Origin of the sequence: Microbispora bryophytorum, assembly GCF_006874465.1 — a bacterium.
In the GTDB taxonomy this organism is placed as follows: Bacteria; Actinomycetota; Actinomycetes; order Streptosporangiales; family Streptosporangiaceae; genus Microbispora; species Microbispora bryophytorum.
In genome coordinates this window covers 61,416-79,964 of the sequence record NZ_VIRL01000002.1, presented here as the reverse complement: position 1 = coordinate 79,964, position 18,549 = coordinate 61,416, and the positions used below count along the sequence as shown (strand labels likewise).

The 18,549-nt window shown below is 68.2% G+C and carries 14 protein-coding genes; 4 read left to right on the top strand and 10 right to left on the bottom strand.

Annotated elements, in window-relative coordinates:
* Both FLX07_RS04575 and FLX07_RS04570 read right to left on the bottom strand, forming a co-directional pair.
* Nucleotides 1–2,869 (bottom strand): NACHT domain-containing protein (locus FLX07_RS04575; protein ID WP_208762079.1); only part of this gene is annotated, 2,869 nt, incomplete at its 3' end.
* A 192-nt stretch (nt 2,870–3,061) separates the two neighbouring features.
* Nucleotides 3,062–4,120, bottom strand: a complete 1,059-nt coding sequence (locus tag FLX07_RS04570) for an IS630 family transposase (protein WP_223852729.1) — start codon at nt 4,118–4,120, stop codon at nt 3,062–3,064.
* A gap of 449 nt (nt 4,121–4,569) precedes the next feature.
* Between FLX07_RS04570 and FLX07_RS04565 the strand changes: the two genes are divergently transcribed.
* Nucleotides 4,570–5,682, top strand: coding sequence for a glycoside hydrolase family 18 protein (locus FLX07_RS04565; RefSeq protein ID WP_208762078.1), 1,113 nt, complete (start codon nt 4,570–4,572; stop codon nt 5,680–5,682).
* 309 nt (nt 5,683–5,991) lie between these two features.
* On the opposite strand, the gene FLX07_RS38805 is transcribed toward FLX07_RS04565, so the two are convergent.
* From FLX07_RS38805 to lepA, 4 genes are all read right to left on the bottom strand, one after another.
* Complete coding sequence (locus FLX07_RS38805; RefSeq protein ID WP_373292640.1) at nt 5,992–6,363, bottom strand: DUF6461 domain-containing protein; 372 nt, start codon at nt 6,361–6,363, stop codon at nt 5,992–5,994.
* A 371-nt stretch (nt 6,364–6,734) separates the two neighbouring features.
* Nucleotides 6,735–7,298 (bottom strand): hypothetical protein, encoded by a 564-nt coding sequence (locus FLX07_RS04560; protein ID WP_142568185.1) that lies wholly within the window; start codon nt 7,296–7,298, stop codon nt 6,735–6,737.
* A 55-nt stretch (nt 7,299–7,353) separates the two neighbouring features.
* The gene (locus FLX07_RS04555) at nt 7,354–8,001 is read right to left on the bottom strand and encodes an MOSC domain-containing protein (protein ID WP_142568184.1); all 648 of its coding nucleotides are present in this window, start codon (nt 7,999–8,001) and stop codon (nt 7,354–7,356) included.
* Nucleotides 8,002–8,069: 68 nt separating this feature from the next.
* The gene (gene lepA, locus FLX07_RS04550; RefSeq protein ID WP_229689961.1) at nt 8,070–9,893 is read right to left on the bottom strand and encodes a translation elongation factor 4; all 1,824 of its coding nucleotides are present in this window, start codon (nt 9,891–9,893) and stop codon (nt 8,070–8,072) included.
* A 119-nt stretch (nt 9,894–10,012) separates the two neighbouring features.
* On the opposite strand from lepA, the gene FLX07_RS04545 reads away from it, so the two are divergent.
* A complete protein-coding gene (locus FLX07_RS04545) occupies nt 10,013–11,089 on the top strand; it encodes a glycoside hydrolase family 18 protein (RefSeq protein ID WP_229689960.1) in 1,077 nt (358 codons plus the stop codon).
* Between the two features lie 137 nt (nt 11,090–11,226).
* Nucleotides 11,227–11,499, top strand: a complete 273-nt coding sequence (gene rpsT, locus FLX07_RS04540; protein ID WP_142568182.1) for a 30S ribosomal protein S20 — start codon at nt 11,227–11,229, stop codon at nt 11,497–11,499.
* 80 nt (nt 11,500–11,579) lie between these two features.
* Here rpsT and FLX07_RS04535 read toward each other — a convergent pair whose 3' ends face one another.
* Nucleotides 11,580–12,788 carry an MFS transporter gene (locus FLX07_RS04535; RefSeq protein ID WP_142568181.1) on the bottom strand — a complete coding sequence of 403 codons (1,209 nt, stop codon included), beginning with the start codon at nt 12,786–12,788 and terminating at the stop codon, nt 11,580–11,582.
* 66 nt (nt 12,789–12,854) lie between these two features.
* Between FLX07_RS04535 and FLX07_RS04530 the strand changes: the two genes are divergently transcribed.
* Nucleotides 12,855–13,352 carry a MarR family winged helix-turn-helix transcriptional regulator gene (locus tag FLX07_RS04530; RefSeq protein ID WP_208762077.1) on the top strand — a complete coding sequence of 166 codons (498 nt, stop codon included), beginning with the start codon at nt 12,855–12,857 and terminating at the stop codon, nt 13,350–13,352.
* A 95-nt stretch (nt 13,353–13,447) separates the two neighbouring features.
* On the opposite strand, the gene holA is transcribed toward FLX07_RS04530, so the two are convergent.
* The 3 genes from holA to FLX07_RS04510 form a co-directional block, all read right to left on the bottom strand.
* The gene (gene holA / locus FLX07_RS04525) at nt 13,448–14,413 is read right to left on the bottom strand and encodes a DNA polymerase III subunit delta (RefSeq protein ID WP_223852730.1); all 966 of its coding nucleotides are present in this window, start codon (nt 14,411–14,413) and stop codon (nt 13,448–13,450) included.
* Nucleotides 14,414–14,477: 64 nt separating this feature from the next.
* Nucleotides 14,478–17,405: a ComEC/Rec2 family competence protein gene (locus FLX07_RS04515; protein WP_229689959.1), complete on the bottom strand. Its 2,928-nt coding sequence runs from the start codon at nt 17,403–17,405 to the stop codon at nt 14,478–14,480.
* Complete coding sequence (locus FLX07_RS04510; protein ID WP_208762076.1) at nt 17,402–18,538, bottom strand: ComEA family DNA-binding protein; 1,137 nt, start codon at nt 18,536–18,538, stop codon at nt 17,402–17,404. Before FLX07_RS04510 ends, FLX07_RS04515 begins: the two co-directional genes overlap by 4 nt.
* Between the last annotated feature and the right edge of the window lie 11 nt (nt 18,539–18,549).

Genomic DNA, 18,549 nt, shown 5'->3' with positions numbered 1-18,549 from the left:
CGTCGTCGCCAGCGGCCCGCTCCAACGCCAGCGCCCGAACCTCCGGATCCAGCGGCCCCGTCCACAGCACCTCCAGCGCCGCCCGACGCACATCCTCATCGTCGTCGCCGACCGCCCGCTCCAACGCCAGCGCCCGAACCTCCGGATCCAGCGGCCCCCCCCCCAGCACCTCCAGCGCCACCCGCCTAACAACAGCGTTATCGTCGCCAGCAACCCGCTCCAACGCCAGCGCCCGAACCTCCGGATCCAATGACCCGCCCCTCAGTGCCTCCAGCGCCGCCCGCCTAACAGCAGCACTATCGCCGGTGCCCGCCCACTCCAGCAGTGCCACCCGAACCTCAATTTGTGCAACGAACCCAGAAAGAGCCTCCAGCAAGGGAAGCTTCAACCTTGCATCCTTAGTACCATGAATCGACGCGAGAAAAGCTCGCCCAAGTCTGTGATCGCCAGGGAATAGCTGCACCGCGACTTTGGCTGAAATTTCAGATATCGGACTCCATGCCAGTCGGACGCCCCTCCTTAGGTACCATTTAAGATAAACGTCCTTTCCCGGCCAGTCCCCATTAAGGAATCCAAGGAATGGAACGATTTCATCCTGAAGGAAAAAAGAGCCATACTGATTACGCATCAAGTAAGAGTGCTCTATGATTTGAATCACTCGCGTAATCACTCGCTCTGCCGCAAGATCAAGCTGTGGCGTCATCCTCTTTTCCCCTAGACAACGCACTGCTAATTCCACGTTCCTGGGTAGATCGGATCCAAACTCCCATGGCCAGGGAAAGCTCACCTCATCGACAAGGAAGGTGATAATAGCGGCCGAATGGTGGTCTCTGAGCATGCCAGCCAGAAGCCGAAGAACCTCATGCCACGAAGGGTCATTCCAGTACCTTTCATATACTTCTGCCTTTAATTCGGCCAGAGTAATGAACTGGTCACGCTCAAACTTCCAGCGGAATGACTCGGCACAGAAGAACTCAAGAAACGCCCGATGAACGAATCCATACAGCTCACTACCGTATCGACTCAAGATGAAGTTGCGCTCACGGAATTGACGAATCATCGATTTCGCCACTGTTGCCGCTTCTGCCGGCGTGTGGCGAAATCGGGACTGCAGGTATGCTTCGAATTCATTTCGAAGCTCAGCATCTGTCAGATAGTTGCCGCCAACGCCCCCGCGTCCGCCAAGCTGCATCCTGGCCGCTACACGGCCCAACAGCTCTCTCCTGTCCTCTTCACCAATGAACTCTATACTTATTCGTTCGTCGCGTAGATGTCTATTGACATCCCAATGCTCGATGAGGACGGTAGATGCATAGTCATAAACTTTCCACCGCTCGCGGGGCAACTCTTGATGCCTACCTATGATCGCCAAAATTGTCAACAGAAGCGGATTAGCAGCCATCTGATGAATCGAGCGCGACTCTTCAATAGCTGAAAACACGCGCTGGGTACGAAGCATGGCGTCATTAGGGCGATCATGTAGAGCTATGGCATACCACAGCTCAAGGAATTCACGGATTTGTTGCTCACTTAAGTCCTGCAAAGTAGCATGGGTAAAGCCAGCATCTGCAAGAGTCCGGCGCACATAGCCGATGATCCGTGACGTAACGATGATGCGCGCAGAGGGATACTTGTCCGCGAATGCCGCTATCCTGCGAGTAACGGTATCTCTGATAGCGGGATCAAACACTTCGTCTAGGCCGTCGAATATTACTAGCGCGCAGCCTCCGCTTGCGAGGTATTGATGGAGAGAATCTTCGTCTAAGCCGAGCCCTTCCGTTTGCCCCAGAAAATCAAGAAATTGAAGGAAGGTAGAGCAGTTACCCTCACGAACCGCTCCTACATAGGTTTTCAGTTCAATCAGCAGAGGAACATAGCCTTCAAGGAATGTAAGGTTTTCGCTCAGTTGTGACGTTGCAAGCGAAATACTCAGGTACCGAGCCAGCGTCGACTTACCGGCCCCAGGATCGCCGAGCAACACAGCACGGCGACTCGCGCTGTCGGCGAGGAATGTGAAGAGCGCCTTCCTTGGACGCTCTTTGTATGCGTCGCGCAGACGTTCAAACTCGGGGCTATTTATAGCTTCTGGGAGCTCCCCATGATCCACTATGCCCTCTTCTCGGATCCATTGCTGTAGATCCTTGGGTAAGTCGATCTGAGGAATCTCCTCACGTATATCTTGCTCCACATAGATCGAATTGAGCGCCACTCGTAGCTCATCAGCGTACTGCGGTGGAGTCAATGTTTCTAAATCAATTCGACCGTACTGCTGAATGAGTCTACGGTAGTAGTCCGCCAGAAGATTTTGATCAAGCGCTCTAATGCTGGCCAATATGTCCGAAGAGTTTTCTTCGGCAGAATTCACGAGCCCGTCAAGTTTCCCCTCAATGCGGAGCAGCGAGGACGAGTGCGCGTACGAATCTGCTTGACGTAGACGTTCTGATATACCGTCACGCTCAATAGCAACTTCCCGAATCGACTTCTCGACCGCCCGTTCCACGAACTTTGCCAGACTCTCAACGTCTAGTCCATGTCGTCCAAGGAACTCCAAGCCGCTCTCTCCCTTATAGGGCCCACGTTGAGCATGAGCGTCGAGGAAAGGCTCAAAAAGATCCGTGAAAATGCCGGTGAACGAGTCCGGCTGCTGCGTCTTGGTCGTATACCATGCAGGCATCGGCCCAGACAATAACCCGCGAAGCGCCGCTAAAAGGTGTTCGCCTTCTCGGCCTGCAGGGAGCTGTGGCCGAATCAGCACAAGTGCGCGGTCAAGCACTGCCTGAACCTCTGTTCGAGAAAGCTTTTTCTCGACTTTCCCAATGGTTTTTGTCAATGCCTCCTCGGCAGCCCATGCGGCTAAGAACTCAATCACTGCGCCCATCCCGAACCAGCAAACAATCCTGTTGAGTCTTCTGACGATAACGCACCTCCACACCGGTTACCACCGCTATGCCGAGGTTCTACTGCCCCATTCTCATGTAGGCCACTTACCACTCGGTGGAGGCGTAGCCGCTAGGGCTGTATGGTTCTTACTCCATCAAGCGCACAGGTCTCTAGTGGCCCGTCACGCAACCTTGGCCGAGTAACTGGTCCAGCTTCTGATCGGTGAGCTGGCGGCGAAGCTCGTCTTGGGCTGGGCTCGGGCGTTGCGCCAGCGGACGTAGGCGCCGATCGCCGCGTTCTGCTCATCATGGGTGCGGTGGTCGGTGCCGTTCAGGGCGTAGTACCGCAACGCGGCGAACTCTGATTCGATCCAGTTCAGCCAGGAGCCGTAAGTCGGCAGGAATACCAGCTCAACGTCGTTGCCGGCCGCCCAAGCGCGGACCTGGGGGTGCTTGTGCGGCGAGAAGTTGTCGGCGATCACATACAGCTTCTCGCCCGGCCAGCGGGCCCGCAGCGTCTTGAGGAAGGACACCACCTCACGCCAGCGTTTGCGCGTGCGGATCCGGTAGTACCGCTTGCCGGTGGCCAGGTCGAGCGCGGCAATCATGTGCATGACGCCGTTGTAGCGGTTGTAGGTGGCCCGCAGCCGGGCCGGCGAACCCACCGGACGCCACCGCTTGCCCCTGCGCGGCATCAGGTTCAGCGGCCCGAACTCATCCAGGCAGATCACCCGCCCATCGGCGGGCGGGTGATCGTATAACTCCAGGACGCGCTGCATCTTGGCGATGAAGTGCGGGTCGGTGGAGGCTTTCCACGTCGTGGTGGTCTGCCAGCTCACCCCGCCCGCGCGCAGGATCCGCCTCAGGTGCTCGCGGCTGATCGCCGCCACCACCCCACGGGTGATGAGGTGCTCGGCCAGGGTGCGCAGGCTCCAGGTGGAGTGTCCGGTGATGCCCCATTCGGCGGGGACCGTCGTGGCGATCAGGCAGATGTGCTCACGCACCCGCTCACTGATCGCTCGTGGACGGCCCCCGCTCCATTTTGGGTCCAGCGCGTCGAACCCCCGCTCGTTGAAAGCGTGGATGACATCACGCACGTAGTCGTCACTGACCTGCATCAAGGAGGTGATGTCCGGGACCGATTGGCCTTGGCCGGACATCATCACCACGATCGCCCGCCGCAGCTTGACCGGGTCCTTCGCGCTCCTGGTGATCCGCTGCAGCCTGCGGCCTTCCTCCATGGTCAACGGCCGGACGAAGACCTCCGGTCGGCGAGCCATGACCACCTCCCAACATCGAAGAGGCAGCCAGCCTGACGGGTCCACCCCCAGGAGATCAATTACCCGGCCGAGGTTCGGTGACGAGCCACTAGCTTGATCTTCGGCGCGTGGGCGGCGCGGGCCGGGACCGGCCGGAGAGCCGCATGCCCGGCCCGCTGGCCGCCCGCCGCGCTGCGAGCCGCCGCAGGCGGCTCGCCTTGACCCTGTAGAGAAAGTCCTCGCCGATACGTGGTCGTTTGTCCCTGTCTTCGAGCTTGGCGATTAGTGCTGGCAGCGCAAGGTATGGCGGCACAACGGCATCGGAGCATGTCAGGGGGGAAGTCGCGCTGGATGGTGGTCGCCAAGCCCCAGGCTGACATTCCTACCAAGACATGTTGCGCCAAGGGCAGTACTAGGGGCGGAACTTCCACGTGAAGGATGTGGAGGCCAGCGGCGCCGCCGGGAAGCTGACCCATCTCAACTACGCCTTCGGGTTCGTCGGCCCCGAGGGCACCTGCTACTCCGCCGACCCCTGGGCCGACTGGCAGCGCCCCGTTCCCGCCGAGCAGAGCGTCGACGGCGCCGCCGACGCCGACGACCAGCCGCTCAAGGGCAACCTCGGTCAGCTCAAGAAGCTCAAGGTCCGCCACCCCGGCCTCAAGGTCCTGATCTCCCTCGGCGGCTGGACCGGCTCCCAATACTTCTCCGACGCCGTCCTCACCCCGGAGTCCCGGGCCAAGCTCGCCGCCTCCTGCGTCGACCTGTGGCTCAAGGGCAACCTGCCCGGTCTGCCTTCCGGCGCCGCCGCCGGCGTGTTCGACGGCATCGACCTCGACTGGGAATGGCCGGGCTCCGCCGGAAACGACGGCAACGTCATCCGCGCCGAGGACAAGCAGAACTTCACCCTGTTCCTGGCCGAACTGCGCCGCCAGATGAAGGCCCACGACCGGCGCGACGAACTGACTGCCTTCCTCCCCGCCGCCACCACCAAGATCGACGCCGGCTTCGAGGTGCCGAAGGTCTTCGACCAACTCGACTTCGCCACCGTCCAGGGCTACGACCTGCACGGGCCGTGGGAGAACCGCACCGGCCACCAGGCCAACCTGCTCACCGACCGGCGCGACCCCAACGACGTGAAGTTCAGCGTCGACCAGACCGTACGCGACTACGTCGGACGCGGCGCGCCCAAGCAGAAGATCGTCGTCGGCGTCCCCGCGTACGGCCAGGGCTGGACCGGGGTCACCTCCGGCGGCGACGGCCGGTACGCCACGGCGGCCGGCCCCGCCCCCGGCACCTGGGCCGCCGGCAGCGACGACTACAAGAACCTCGTCAACAAGCCCGGCAAGCGCTACCGCGACCTGCTCACCGGCACCCTGTGGCTCTACGACGGCAACGAGTTCTGGTCCTACGACGACCCCGCCGTCGTGCTGGAGAAGGCTGCCTACATCCGCCTCAAGGGCCTCGGCGGCTCCATGCTGTGGTCCATCGACCAGGACGACGCCAAGGCCTCCCTCACCACCGCCCTCTACTCCGTCCTGCGCTGACGCCCTGGCCCCGGGAAGGGACTCGCACGGCTCCCCTCTTCGAGCCCGCACGGCATCGGACGTTCATCTGCTGACCGCGTGTGGCAACCGGCGCCGGCCTGCCGGGACGACGCCTATCACCTGATCCCGTCCGGCCTGTGGCGAAGGGCTCACGAAGTTCCTTGAGGCGGGGTGCGGCCCTGACCCAGGATTCGACAGGGTAGGTACGGCCTCTGGAAGGCAGGCGAGCGATACGCCCGGGCGCCTGTCGATATCAGCAGGCTGCCCGAGTGTTCACCTCCACTGAGTCGCCCGCTCTGAGCTGTGGCTTCAGGAGGAAAGGGCGCACCGCCAGCCAACGTTACGACTTGGCCGGTTCTGGGGCGACCACATCAACGTGGAGCCCTTCAGCAGCTGCTCCGTCGCCCTGATTCCGGTCAGGTGCTCGACGAGCAGGAAAGCCGGCCCTCGGTAGAGCCGGGGACCCGATGGGTAAAGCCTGTCGATCTCCGCCATCGTATCCACGAGTTCGTCCGGGATCTCCGTCAGATATCCGTCATCGCCGCCCCAGGCGAATCGGATTTCGCCGTCCTCACACCAGTAGAAGTAGTCCGTGTCCTTGATGGCGAGTGCGGCTTGGGAGACGAGACGGGTGCCCTCGGAGACTGTCCTCGGCGTATTCGCCGCAGAGCCACGAGATATCGAGGGGCCGCATAGTCATGTCGTCACGCTGCCAGCCGCCACCGACAGAAACAGAACCCGGTCGTCACACGGGACGATGGAGTCAGGCGCGATGCGGCGTGGCGCACCGTGACCGGCGCGAACTGAGGATTCCAGCGATCGGCAGGTCTTTTCCATCCTCTTAGCCGAACAGCTCGGAAGCGGGTGACGCTGTTGCTTGGACTGAGCGGAATTACCCGACGATCCGTCCGGCAGACTGAGTTTTCATCTCTACCGGTTCAGTCCGAGCTGCAATTCCAAGGCAACAAGCCGCATTGAACGCTTTTCGTCCTTGGGCGGCGTGAGTGACGCTGCCGGTCAGGATGCTCGACCAGGGTCGTCGCCCGGTTCGCCTAGTCGTCGCAGTACTCCGTGCGTCCTTGTCGGTCGAACTCGGCCTGCGGGATCAGCACGTCGACGACCTTGTCCCCCGCTTCGTCGTAGTCGTTCACGAGCACGCTGCCCGGTTCGCGCCTGAGCTTGTCCGCGTCACCGATCTGGAACTCGACATGCGCGGTGGAGAAGCTGTTGTCCTTCGTCCAGCCATAGGCCCGGTAGGTGGTGGCCGGGTCGAATGAGGGGATCTGCTGATCGGCCCGCCAGCCGTTCCCGGGAGCGTCGAGCCGGAACGATGCTGTCTCATCCGCCACCCGGGGAGCCAGATAGGAGGCGTCATCGATAGGGGGATTGGCGGGCCCGCTCGCGTCAGGGTCGTATGTCGCGGGAGTGGGATCCTCCGGGTACTTGTCGTGATAGACGCTCACGCCATCCGGCTGCCGCCCGCACCAGGCCAGGACGATGACGAGGTTCCCGTCCTGGTCGACGCTGACGCCGGTGATTCCGCTCATAGGGACGGTGCAGCCGGTCGCGCCGAAGGCGATCAACCCGACCACGAGCAGACCCGCGAGCCGCCTCATGCGGCCACGGTAGATCGCTTCGCGGCCGGAATCGAGGGCCGCGGGCAGTTCGTGATCAGGATGCGACGACGCCGCTGCGGTCTCCGAGCACACGCTCGGCGACCTGGTCCCACTTGTCGCTGTGGCCGGGGACGCTGAGGATCTGCAGCAACAGGTCCCGGTCGCCGTGGTAGGCCCGGAACGCCTCGGCGATCGTCACGCTGTCCGAGGGCCGGTCAAGCACCTCGATCTCGTCGCCTGCGCCGAGATCACCCTGCTCGATCACCCGGAAGTACGCCCCGGTGCGGCCCGCCTCGGTGAAGCGCTTCACCCAGCCGCGCTCGTCCAGCCAGTTGCGGAACACCACGCAGGGGATGCGGGGGGCGGTAACCTCCAAGACGGCCGTGCCGACCCGCCACCGCTCCCCGAGGATCGCGCCGGTCAGGTCGGCCCCGGACGTCGTGAGATTCTCCCCGAACTGGCCGTCGCGCAGGTCGCGGCCCATGCGGGGCTCCCACCAGTCGTAGTCCTCCCGCGCGTAGGCGTACACCGCCTGGTCCGGGTGGCCGTGGTTGGCGACGTCGGCGCGCTCGTCGCCCGCCAGGCCGTTCTCGCGTACGGCGACCCGGCCCTCGATCTTCCGCTTGTCGATGGCGGTCCGCCCCAGGTTGCCGGCCCACTCGACGTCCACGGCCCGGCCCACGTTGACAGAGAGGATGCGCATGATCAAACGTTAACCGAGGGTCATGTTTCTCCGCGAACACAATTAAGTGCCGGTCAAACCAGGGGTTCCTACTTCTTGTTCTTGTCCGGGGCCTCGGACGAGAGGGCGGCGACGAAGGCCTCCTGGGGGACCTCCACCCGGCCGACCATCTTCATCCGCTTCTTGCCTTCCTTCTGCTTCTCCAGCAGCTTGCGCTTACGGCTGATGTCACCGCCGTAGCACTTGGCGAGGACGTCCTTGCGGATGGCGCGGATGTTCTCCCGGGCGATGACGCGCGCGCCGATCGCGGCCTGGATGGGCACCTCGAACTGCTGCCGCGGGATGAGCTCCTTGAGCTTCTTGGCCATCTCCACGCCGTAGGCGTACGCCTTCTCGCGGTGAACGATCGCGCTGAACGCGTCCACGGTCTCGCCCTGCAGCAGGATGTCCACCTTGACCAGGTCGGACTCCTGCTCGCCGGACGGCTCGTAGTCGAGCGAGGCGTACCCGCGGGTCTTCGACTTCAGCTGGTCGAAGAAGTCGAAGATGATCTCACCGAGCGGGAGTGTGTACCGGATCTCGACCCGGTCCTCCGACAGGTAGTCCATGCCCTGGAGCTGCCCGCGGCGGCCCTGGCACAGCTCCATGATCGCCCCGATGAACTCGGACGGCGCGAGCACCGTGGCCTTCACCATCGGCTCGAAGATCTCGCCGATCTTCCCGGCCGGGAACTCCGACGGGTTGGTGACGACGTGCTCCCTGCCGTCCTCCATGATCACCCGGTAGATGACGTTGGGCGAGGTCGAGATCAGCGACAGGTTGAACTCGCGCTCCAGCCGCTCCCGGACGATCTCCATGTGCAGCAGGCCGAGGAAGCCGCAGCGGAAGCCGAAGCCGAGCGCCGCCGACGTCTCCGGTTCGTACACGAGCGCGGCGTCGTTCAGCCGCAGCTTGTCGAGGGCCTCGCGCAGCTCGGGGTAGTCGTCGCCGTCGATCGGATAGAGCCCGGAGTAGACCATCGGCTTGGGGTGCTCGTATCCGCCGAGGGCCCCGGAGGCGGGCTTGACCGCGTTGGTGACCGTGTCACCGACGCGGGACTGGCGCACGTCCTTCACGCCGGTGATCAGGTAGCCCACCTCGCCGACGCCGAGCCCCTGGTCGGACGGCATGGGCTCGGGCGAGATGACGCCGATCTCCAGCAACTCGTGCTGCGCGCCCGTGGACATCATCAGCACGCGCTCGCGCCTGGACAGATGCCCGTCGACCACCCTCACGTACGTCACGACGCCCCGGTAGGTGTCGTACACCGAGTCGAAGATCAACGCGCGGGCGGGGACGTCGGCGTTCCCGACGGGCGCCGGGACGTGCTGGACGACGTGGTCGAGCAGCTCCCTGACCCCGTCGCCGGTCTTGCCGGACACCCGCATCACGTCGGCGGGGTCGCAGCCGATCAGTCCGGCGATCTCCTCGGCGTACTTGTCCGGCTGCGCGGCGGGCAGATCGATCTTGTTGAGCACCGGGATGATGTGGAGGTCGGCGTTCATGGCCAGATAGAGGTTGGCCAGCGTCTGGGCCTCGATGCCCTGCGCCGCGTCGACCAGCAGGATCGCGCCCTCGCACGCCTCCAGCGACCGGGACACCTCGTAGGTGAAGTCCACGTGGCCGGGTGTGTCGATCATGTTGAGGACGTGGCCGTCCCACGGCAGTCGCACGGCCTGCGACTTGATGGTGATGCCCCGTTCCCGCTCGATGTCCATGCGGTCGAGGTACTGTGCGCGCATCGACCTGTCGTCCACCACACCGGTGAGCTGCAGCATCCGGTCGGCGAGTGTCGACTTGCCATGGTCGATATGCGCGATGATGCAGAAGTTGCGGATCAACGCGGGGTCGGTCTGGCCAGGCTGAGTGCGCACCGAGGTCCGTTTCGACAAGATGATTGACTGCTGATCGGGCGGGCCGTCCGCCTCGCCTCGCGCTCGGCGGGCCCTCCCGAGGCTGGCGGACCAGCCACCCTCCATGGTGGCATGTCCGGGTGCTTGCCTTGACCACCAGACGTGTTCTGCGAATAACCGCCGTCGTCGTGGCCGTACCGGTCGTGCTCGCCCTGGCCGGCGCCGCCGCGCTGCGCCTGCAGTTCGCCGGTACGCCCGCCGGATGGGCCAGGACCACCGGCCACGACGCCCTGTGGATGGGCCACGCGTGGGTGGACGGCCGCCGCACCGAGGCCGACGTGCGGGCCCTCGCCGTACGGCTGCGGGCGAGCGGGATCAAGGACGTGTACGTCCACAGCGGCCCGTTCAAGTACGACGGAACCCTGCCCCCCGACCGCTACGCCAACGCCGGCGAATTCCTGAAGTGGTGGCGGAAGAACGTGCCCGGCGTCCGGGTGTCGGCCTGGCTCGGCCAGACGGTCAACGACAACGGCAAGAACCACCTGAGCCTGGCCGACACGGCGACGCGGGCCCGCGTCGTGGCGGGCGCCCGCGACCTGGTCTCCCTCGGGTTCGACGGGATCCACTACGACTTCGAACCGGTCTCCGACGGGGACGCGCCGTTCCTCAGCGTCCTGCGCGAGACGCGGCAGGCCATCGGCGCCCGGCCGTTGTCGGTCGCCACCCAGCAGATCGAGCCGCTGATCGGCCTGCGCGCCCCCGCCGCCCTCGCGATCGGCCACGACAAGTACTGGACGCCGGACTACTTCCGCCAGGTCGTCGGACTGACCGACCAGGTCGCGATCATGACGTACGACTCGGGGACGCCCCTGCCGTCCCTGTACGGCGGCTACGTCGCGCGGCAGACCTCGCTCGCCCTGGACCTCGTCCCCGAGAACAAGACCCTCCTCATCGGGGCGCCGGCCTACCACGACCACGGCGTGGCGTACCTCGACTATGCCGAGAGCGTCGAGGCCGCGGCCGAGGGCGCGCGGCTCGCGATCAGCGAGCACGGCCCGCGCACCGAGTTCGGCCTGGCCCTGTACGTCGACTTCGCGGCCACGGAGGAGGACTGGAGGGAGTACGAGCAGGCCTGGGTGCGCGGCGGCGCCGGAGGAAGTGTGGAGTCGTCGGGCGAGCGGGCCGATGTGCGGACCTCCACGGCCGCGTCGCGGTAGCATGAGCGGGGGCGGTCCTGTCGTCGCGATTTGAGCGGCGGCCCGGGCTGTTGGTATCCTGTCCAACTGCGTGTGGCGCGCCCTCTCACCAGCCCGCGCGCCCCATCCGACCAAGACTTAACACTGAGGCTTTCTTCGTGGCGAACATCAAGTCCCAGATCAAGCGCAACCGGCAGAACGAGAAGCACCGGCTGCGCAACAAGGCCGTCAAATCGTCCCTGAAGACCGCGGTCCGCAAGTTTCGCGAGGCCGCCGACCAGGGCAACGTGGACGAGACCCTCGTCGCGCTCAAGGCCGCGTCCCGGCAGCTCGACAAGGCCGTCAGCAAGGGCGTCATTCACAAGAACCAGGCCGCCAACCGGAAGGCGGCGATCGCCAAGCGCGCCGCCGCCCTGCAGGCTGCCCAGTAAGTTCGCACCAAGCGCACGCGCCGCGTCTCCCCTAGCCGGGGAGATGCGGCGTTTTCGCATGCCCTCTATCGCTGCGTGCGTCAGACGGGCACGGGCGGCTGCGCCGCCTCCTCCGTCGTACGCCGCCGGACCTCGGGCAGGGCGAGCACGGCCAGGTTGACCGCGGCCACCAGCACCGCGGCCGTGAGCAGCGGAGCCGCGGCGCCCGCCCAGGCGGCGAGCGGCGCCGCCGCGGCGAGCCCGAGCGGCCGGGCCGCGAAGGAGATGAGCGCGTCGAACGAGTCCACCCGGCCGAGCGCCTGAGGCTCCATACGCTGCTGCACGACCGTCTCCCATAGCGGCGTCAGCACCCCGACGCCCAGCATCGCGACAACGTACGCGGCGGTGACGGCCACAGCCGGTGCGGGAAACGCTGTGGGAAACGCGAAGGCGACGAGCGGGCACGCGTAGACCGCCGCCCCCACCGCCGCCACGGCGAGGGGCCGTCTGATCGGCAGCCTGGGGGCCACGAAGACGCCGAGCACCGTCGCCGCCGTTCCGGCCTGTGCGACGACCACCCAGACCGGCTCCCCACCCAGGCTGCGTACGGCTATGACCGGGCCGAGGGTCAGCAGGACGCCCGCCCCGAGGTGCCAGACGCCGTGCCCGGCCACGCTGACGAGGAACCAGCGGTGCCGCCGCGCCTCGCCCCACCCTTCCCGCAGGTCGCCGAGGAAGTGAGCGCGCTCGGCCGCCGGCCGGGGAGCCGTGACCAGGCCGCCCAGCGTGACCGCGGACCCCGCGAACAGGGCTCCGGTCAGCAGGAAGGACCAGCCAGGGCCGAGCCACAGCGTCATGCCTCCGGCGAGCGCGGGGCCGGCGATCTGGGCGAGGCCGCTGGCCACTCCGATGTGGGCGTTCACCCGCAGCCGGCGCTCCGCCGGCACCACTCCGAGGACCAGCGGTGACACCGCCGGGACGCCGAAGGCCACCGCGGCTCCGGTGAGCGCCGCGAGTCCCGCCATCACGGCGATATCCGGGTGCCCGAGGAGGAGCATCGCCCCCAGCGTCACTTGGGCGGCGCAGCGGACCAGGTCGGCCACGAGGATCACCCGTCTCGGCGGGAAGCGGTCCGCGATCACTCCGCCGACCGGGAGCAGCAGGAGCATGGGCAGCATCTCGGCGGCGAGGACGACGCCGAGGTCGAGGGCGGAGCCGGTCACTCTGATGACGGCGAGGGTGAGCCCGGTGGGGATGAGGGCGGTGGCGAGCGCCGCGACCGTCCGCCCGGCGACCAGACGTGCAATCATGCGGAGGAAGGTATTTCGTCAGCGAACGTTTCGTCAACGTACTTTTATCTGGCGTAGAATTGCTCCGTGGACGACTCGGTGGACCGGCACATCGCGCGGTGGCGCGGGAAGGCGCCCTTCGACGAACGCGTGGAGGCGATCGTCACGCGCATGCAGTTCCTGGTGAAACACCTGGCCCAGGCGAAGGACGGCGCGCTGGCCGCGGTGGGCCTTCAGGACTTCGAGTACGAGACCCTTCACTGGCTCGGCGCCCGGGGAGAAGGCGGCCGCGCCACCCCGTCGGAGCTCGCCGCCGAGTTGAGGGTCTCTCCCGCCGGCATGACGGGCCGTCTGGACACCTTGGAGAAGGCGGGGCTCGTCCGGCGCGTCCGCAGTACGGAGGACCGCCGCCGGGTGGACGTGGAGCTGACGAGCGAGGGCCGCGCGATCTGGCTCAAGGCGATGGACCTGCGCGGCGAGGTCGAGGACGCGATGGTAGGCGTCCTCGGGCCGGACGACCAGGACGTCCTCGCGGCGCTGCTCAAGCGGATGCTGCTTCGCGTGGAGAGCCCCGGCCGCGCCTGAGCCGATGGGCGGGGCAGTGAGCCCCGGCAGCAGCCCTTGTGCGACCGGCTCCGGACAGACACCCTCGGCGACGTCCCGAGCCGAGATGGCGGAAGTCAGCGTCTGCTGCGACTGGCCACGATCGTGTGGACGGCCTTCTCCAGCGCGTACGCCGGGTCGGCGCCGCCGCCCTTGACCTGCTCGTCGGCGGTGGCCACGGCCTGCAGGGCGGCGGAGATGCCCTCCGGCCCCCAGCCGGCCAGCTGGCGCTTCACCCGGTCGATCTTCCACGGCGGCATGCCCACATGGCTCGCGAGCTGACCGCCGCGCAGGTTGCGGGGCGCCCCGCCCACCTTCGCGAGCGAGCGCAGGCCCCCGGCCAGCGCGCTGACGATCAGCACCGGAGCCACACCCGTGGCGATCGCCCATCGGACCTGTTCCAGCGCCTCACCCAGGCGGCCCTCGATCGCCAGGTCGGCGATGGTGAACCCGCTGACCTCGGCGCGCCCCCGGTAGTACTTCGCGACCGCCGCCTCGTCGATGTTCTTGCCCTCGGTGTCGAAGGCGAGCTGGTTGCAGGCGGCCGCCAGTTCGCGCAGGTCGCTGCCGACCGCGTCGAGCAGCGCCTGGGCGGCGGCGGGCGAGATCGAGCGGCCCTCCCTGCGGACCTCGGCCTTGATGAAGTCGAGCCGCTCCCCCGCCTTGTTCGGCTTGGCCACGGTGACGACGTCGGCGCCCGCCTTCTTCACGCCGTCCACCAGGGCCTTTCCCTTGACCCCGCCGGGGTGGGCCAGCACCAGCACCGTGTCGTCGGCCGGATGGGCGATGTACTTCACGATCTCGGCGACGACGTCCTTCGAGAGGTCCTGTGCCCCTCGGATCACGATGACCGACCGGTCACCGAACAACGAGGGGGAGGTGAAACCGGTCACCTCCCCAGGCTCCACCTTGCTCCCCTGAAGGTCGTGCAGCTCCGCCCCCGGATCCTCGGCGCGCACCGCCGCCACGATGGAGCCGACGGCGCGATCGGCCAGGAACTCCTCGTCGCCGACGACCAGGGTCACAGGTGCTGGGTTCGCCATGTCACGCAGCATGCCACGCCCAGACGGCCGGGGCACATCCGCCGCCGCCCCACCCTCGCGTCCCTCACCCGGCTCGCGCTCCTCTGCCCCGTACGACCACGGCGAGACCGTCAGCGGTGGCGACGACGGCGATGTCCCCCGACAGGTCGGTACGGTAGGGGCGCATGCCGAGCCAGCGCAGGCGCCGCAGCGTCGGCGGGGCGGGATGCCCGTAGTCGTTGACCGCGCCGACGCTGATGAGGGCGGCCCGCGCGCCCGTGGCGGCGAGGAAGGCCGGCGCCTGCCGGGACGACCCGTGATGGGGCACCTTCAGCACGTCGACCCGTGGCAGACCCCGCCGCACCAGGCTTTCCTGCGCCTCCGTCTCCAGGTCCCCGGCGAGCAGGGCCGCCCCCAGAGTCGGCCCCAGGGTCGGCCCCAGAGTCGGCCCCAGAGGCGGCACCGGCGCCGGGCGTGACCCGGCCTCTGCCGCCGCCCCGGGCGCTGCGACCGCGCCCTGTGCCGTAGGCAGATCGCCCGGCGCCGCAGACGTGTCGCCCAGCGCCGCAGGCAGATCGCCCTGTGCCGCAGGCGGATCGCCCGGCGCCGCAGGCGTGTCGTCCAGCGCCGTAGGCAGATCGCTCTGTGCCGCCGACAGGCCGCGTGGTGCGGTACCCGGTCCGAACCAGCGGACCAGCAGGACGACGCTGGCGTTGTTGGCCGTCGCCCCCTCGCCGGGGCCCTGCGGCGCCACCCCGGGCTCAGGGGCGAGCACGGTGATCTCGCTCGGCCCGAACCGCCACCGCATCCCGGGGACCGCCTGCCATTCCGGGATCCGGGCCGTCCTGAGCTGCGCGGAGACGCGACCGGCCTCGCCCTCCGGCACGCGGCTCGGGCTCACGACCACCGCTCCCACCGTGCGGCGGCGCAGCACGCCCGGCAGCCCGCCGACGTGATCGAGGTGGGGGTGGGTCAGGACCACGAGCGGCACCTGCCGCACTCCGAGCGCGCGCAGACACCGGTCGGTGGGGCCCGGCTGCGGTCCGGCGTCGACCACCACGGCCCGGCCGGGACCGGCCGCCAGCGCCAGGGCGTCTCCCTGGCCGACGTCGCAGACGACCAGCAGCCATCCCGGCGGCGGCCAAGGCGACACCACCGGCATGGCCACGAGGCCGACGAGCAGCGCTCCCGCAGCCAGCGCCACCACCATGCGTCTTCGCGCACGGCCCCGCAGAACGAGCCATCCCGCGACGGCCGCCGCCGCGAGCGCGGCGACGCCCGCCACTCCCCCGAGCCACTGCGCCGAGGCGAACGGAAGGTCGGCGGCCCGCTGCGCCACCGCGATGATCCAGCCCACGGCCCACCCGGCAGGGCGCACCAGCAGCCGGGCCAGGTCGATGCTCACCGGAGCGATCACGGCGGCCCCGAACCCCAGCACCGTCGCGGGCGCCACCGCGGGCTCCGCGAGCAGGTTGGCCGGGATCGCGGCCAGGTCGAGGCGGCCGGACATCAGCACCAGCAGGGGTGTGACCGCGGCCTGCGCCGCGGCGGTCACGGCCAGGGCCTCGGCGAGCAGACGGGGCACCCGCCGCGCCGTCAGACGGTCACGCCACCCGGGCGCGAGGATCAGGATGCCGCCGGTCGCGAACACCGACAGCGCGAAGCCCCACTGCCGGGCCAGCCCGGGATCGAACACGACCAGCCCCAGCACGGTCGCCGACAGGGCGGCCACGCCGTCCCGGGTGCGGCCGGTGCCGAGCGCCACCGCCGCGACGGTTCCCATGACGAGGGCGCGCAGCACGCTCGGCGACGGCCTCGCCACGACCGCGAACGCCATCATCGCGACGACCACGACGACGGCCCGGAGGGCCAGTGGCAGCCCGGCGAATCGCCCGAGCACCAGCACGGCGCCCGCCACGATCGCCAGGTTGGTGCCGGACACCGCCGTGAGGTGACCGAGCCCCGCCGTCGCCAGGTCGAGCCGGACCTCCTCGTCCAGGCGCGACACGTCGCCGACGACCAGGCCGGGCAGCAGCCCGCGCTGGTCGTCCTGCAGCACATCACTCGCCTCGCGCAGCCCCGCGCGCAGCACTCCGGCCGCACGCTGCACGGCCGAGGGCGCGCCGATCGGCTCGGGCCGCCCCCGAACGAGCATCACGGCCGCGACGGGCTCACCCTGCTCGGCCGGGCGCAATCGCCCGCGCACCCTGACCCGCTGGCTCGGCAGCAGCGGACGCCAGCCGTCGGCGGGAGCGAGCAGCACGACGGGCACGTCCACGGCGTACCGTTCCTGAGCGGCCGACACGAGCAGCATCCGGGCCCGGACGACCGCCGTCTCGCGCCGGGACACCCCGCCCTGATGCGGCCGGATGCGCGGATCGTCGGTGATCTCGGCCTCGGCGGTCACCGTGACGTCCCGGCGGGCCATGTCCGGCACCGGCCCGGTCGTCACCCCGTGGACCATGCACGCCGTCACCGCGGCCGTGACGGCCACCGATGCGAGCACCGCCAGTGCGATCCTTGCGGCAGCCCCGCCCGTCCACCACTGCTGCTTCCCCAAGCGGTGCCGGGGTGCCGCACCTGCCGCACCTGCCCATTCCTCGCCCCCGGCGGCGGGGCGCTCTCCTGCCGGAGCCTGGGTGGGGTCCGCCACCTGATCGGGGCCCGCCACCTGATTGAGGTCGGCCACCTGGTTGAGGTAGGCCACCTGGTTGCGGCGCCGCACCACGGCGCTTGTGACGGCCCACATGACGGCGCCCGCGACAGCCGCCGCCAGCGCCACGGCGGCTCCGGCGACGGCGGAGCAGCCGAGCAGCACGAGTGCCGTGAGCCAGGAGGCCACCGCTGGAGCGGCCAGAGCCGCCGGACCAGAGACCGCCCCGCCGCGCCCCGCCTCATCCTGCCCCGGCTCGTCCTGCCTCGGCTCGTCGCTGCCCGGTTCACGCCCCGCCTCATCCTGCCCCGGCTCGTCGCGGCCCTCGGGGAGGTCGTGGGGAAAGCCGACGGCGGTCACACGGAGACCTTGTCGCGCATCTCGGCGAACTTCCTGTCTCCGATGCCTGGGACGTCCTTCAGCTGGTCGACGCTCTGGAAACCTCCGTGCGCGTCCCGGTAGTCGACGATCCGTTGCGCGATCACACCGCCGATCCCGGGCAGCGCGTCGAGCTGCTCGGCGGTGGCGGTGTTGAGGTTCACCACCCCGGCTCCCGTCGTCCCCGGCTCCATGCCCGGCTGAGGGCCGGTGGCGGGGCCCGCGCCAGCTGTCGCCGGGCTTCCGGCGACGATCTGCTCGCCGTCCACCAGACGCCGGGCCAGGTTGATCCCGCCCGGTTTCGCCCCTTTTCGCAGACCTCCCGCGGCCTCGATCGCATCGGCGACCCGCGAGCCGGACGCGAGGACGAACACTCCCGGGTTGCGGACCTTGCCCGTCACGTAGACCACGACTCGCGCCGATGAACCGGGGGTCGTGGCCGTGGGACCACCCGCGCCCGCGACGTAGGCCGTCGCGCCCGGCCCGCTGTCGGGCGCGGGGCCCGGCGTCGCATCCGAGCCCGACCCTGGCGACGCGAATGGGCCGGCGGCGGAGCCTGCGGCACGGTCGGAGGAGTGGCCGGAGGAGTGGCCGGCCGAGTCCGCGGTGGCAGGGCCGAGGTCTCCGACCGCGGCGGCCGGGAGCGGCGGGGCGATGGGCTCGGCCACCGGCCTCGACCGCCAGGCCAGGATCCCGGTCACGATCGCGGCGAGCAGTCCGGCGGCCACCAGCACCCGCAGGCCGGGCATGCCCGGGTCGAGCCGTGGCAGGGTGCGGCCGAGTGCCTCCCGTCCGAGCGTCCGCAGGTCCCGCGCGGACGTTCCCGGTCCGTCCGCTTGTCCTTCCCGCCGATCGACGGCCTCCTCGGGCAGGCCGGACATGCCGGAGGTCTCCTCCCGGTAAGGGCCGTCTTCGGCCTCCGTCGGATGCTCCGGCACGTACGTGTCCGCACGGACGAGGTGGGGGGCGCCAAACGACGGCGGCGGCCCCGGCGGGGACGGCGTCGACCGCAGGCGCGCGGACGGGGGAACCGGGTCGAGCGGACGCAACAGCCCGCGCAGGCGGGACTCGCCGACGACGCCGCGGACGGGCCCGCGAGACTCCTTGCTTCGCACGCATCGGACGG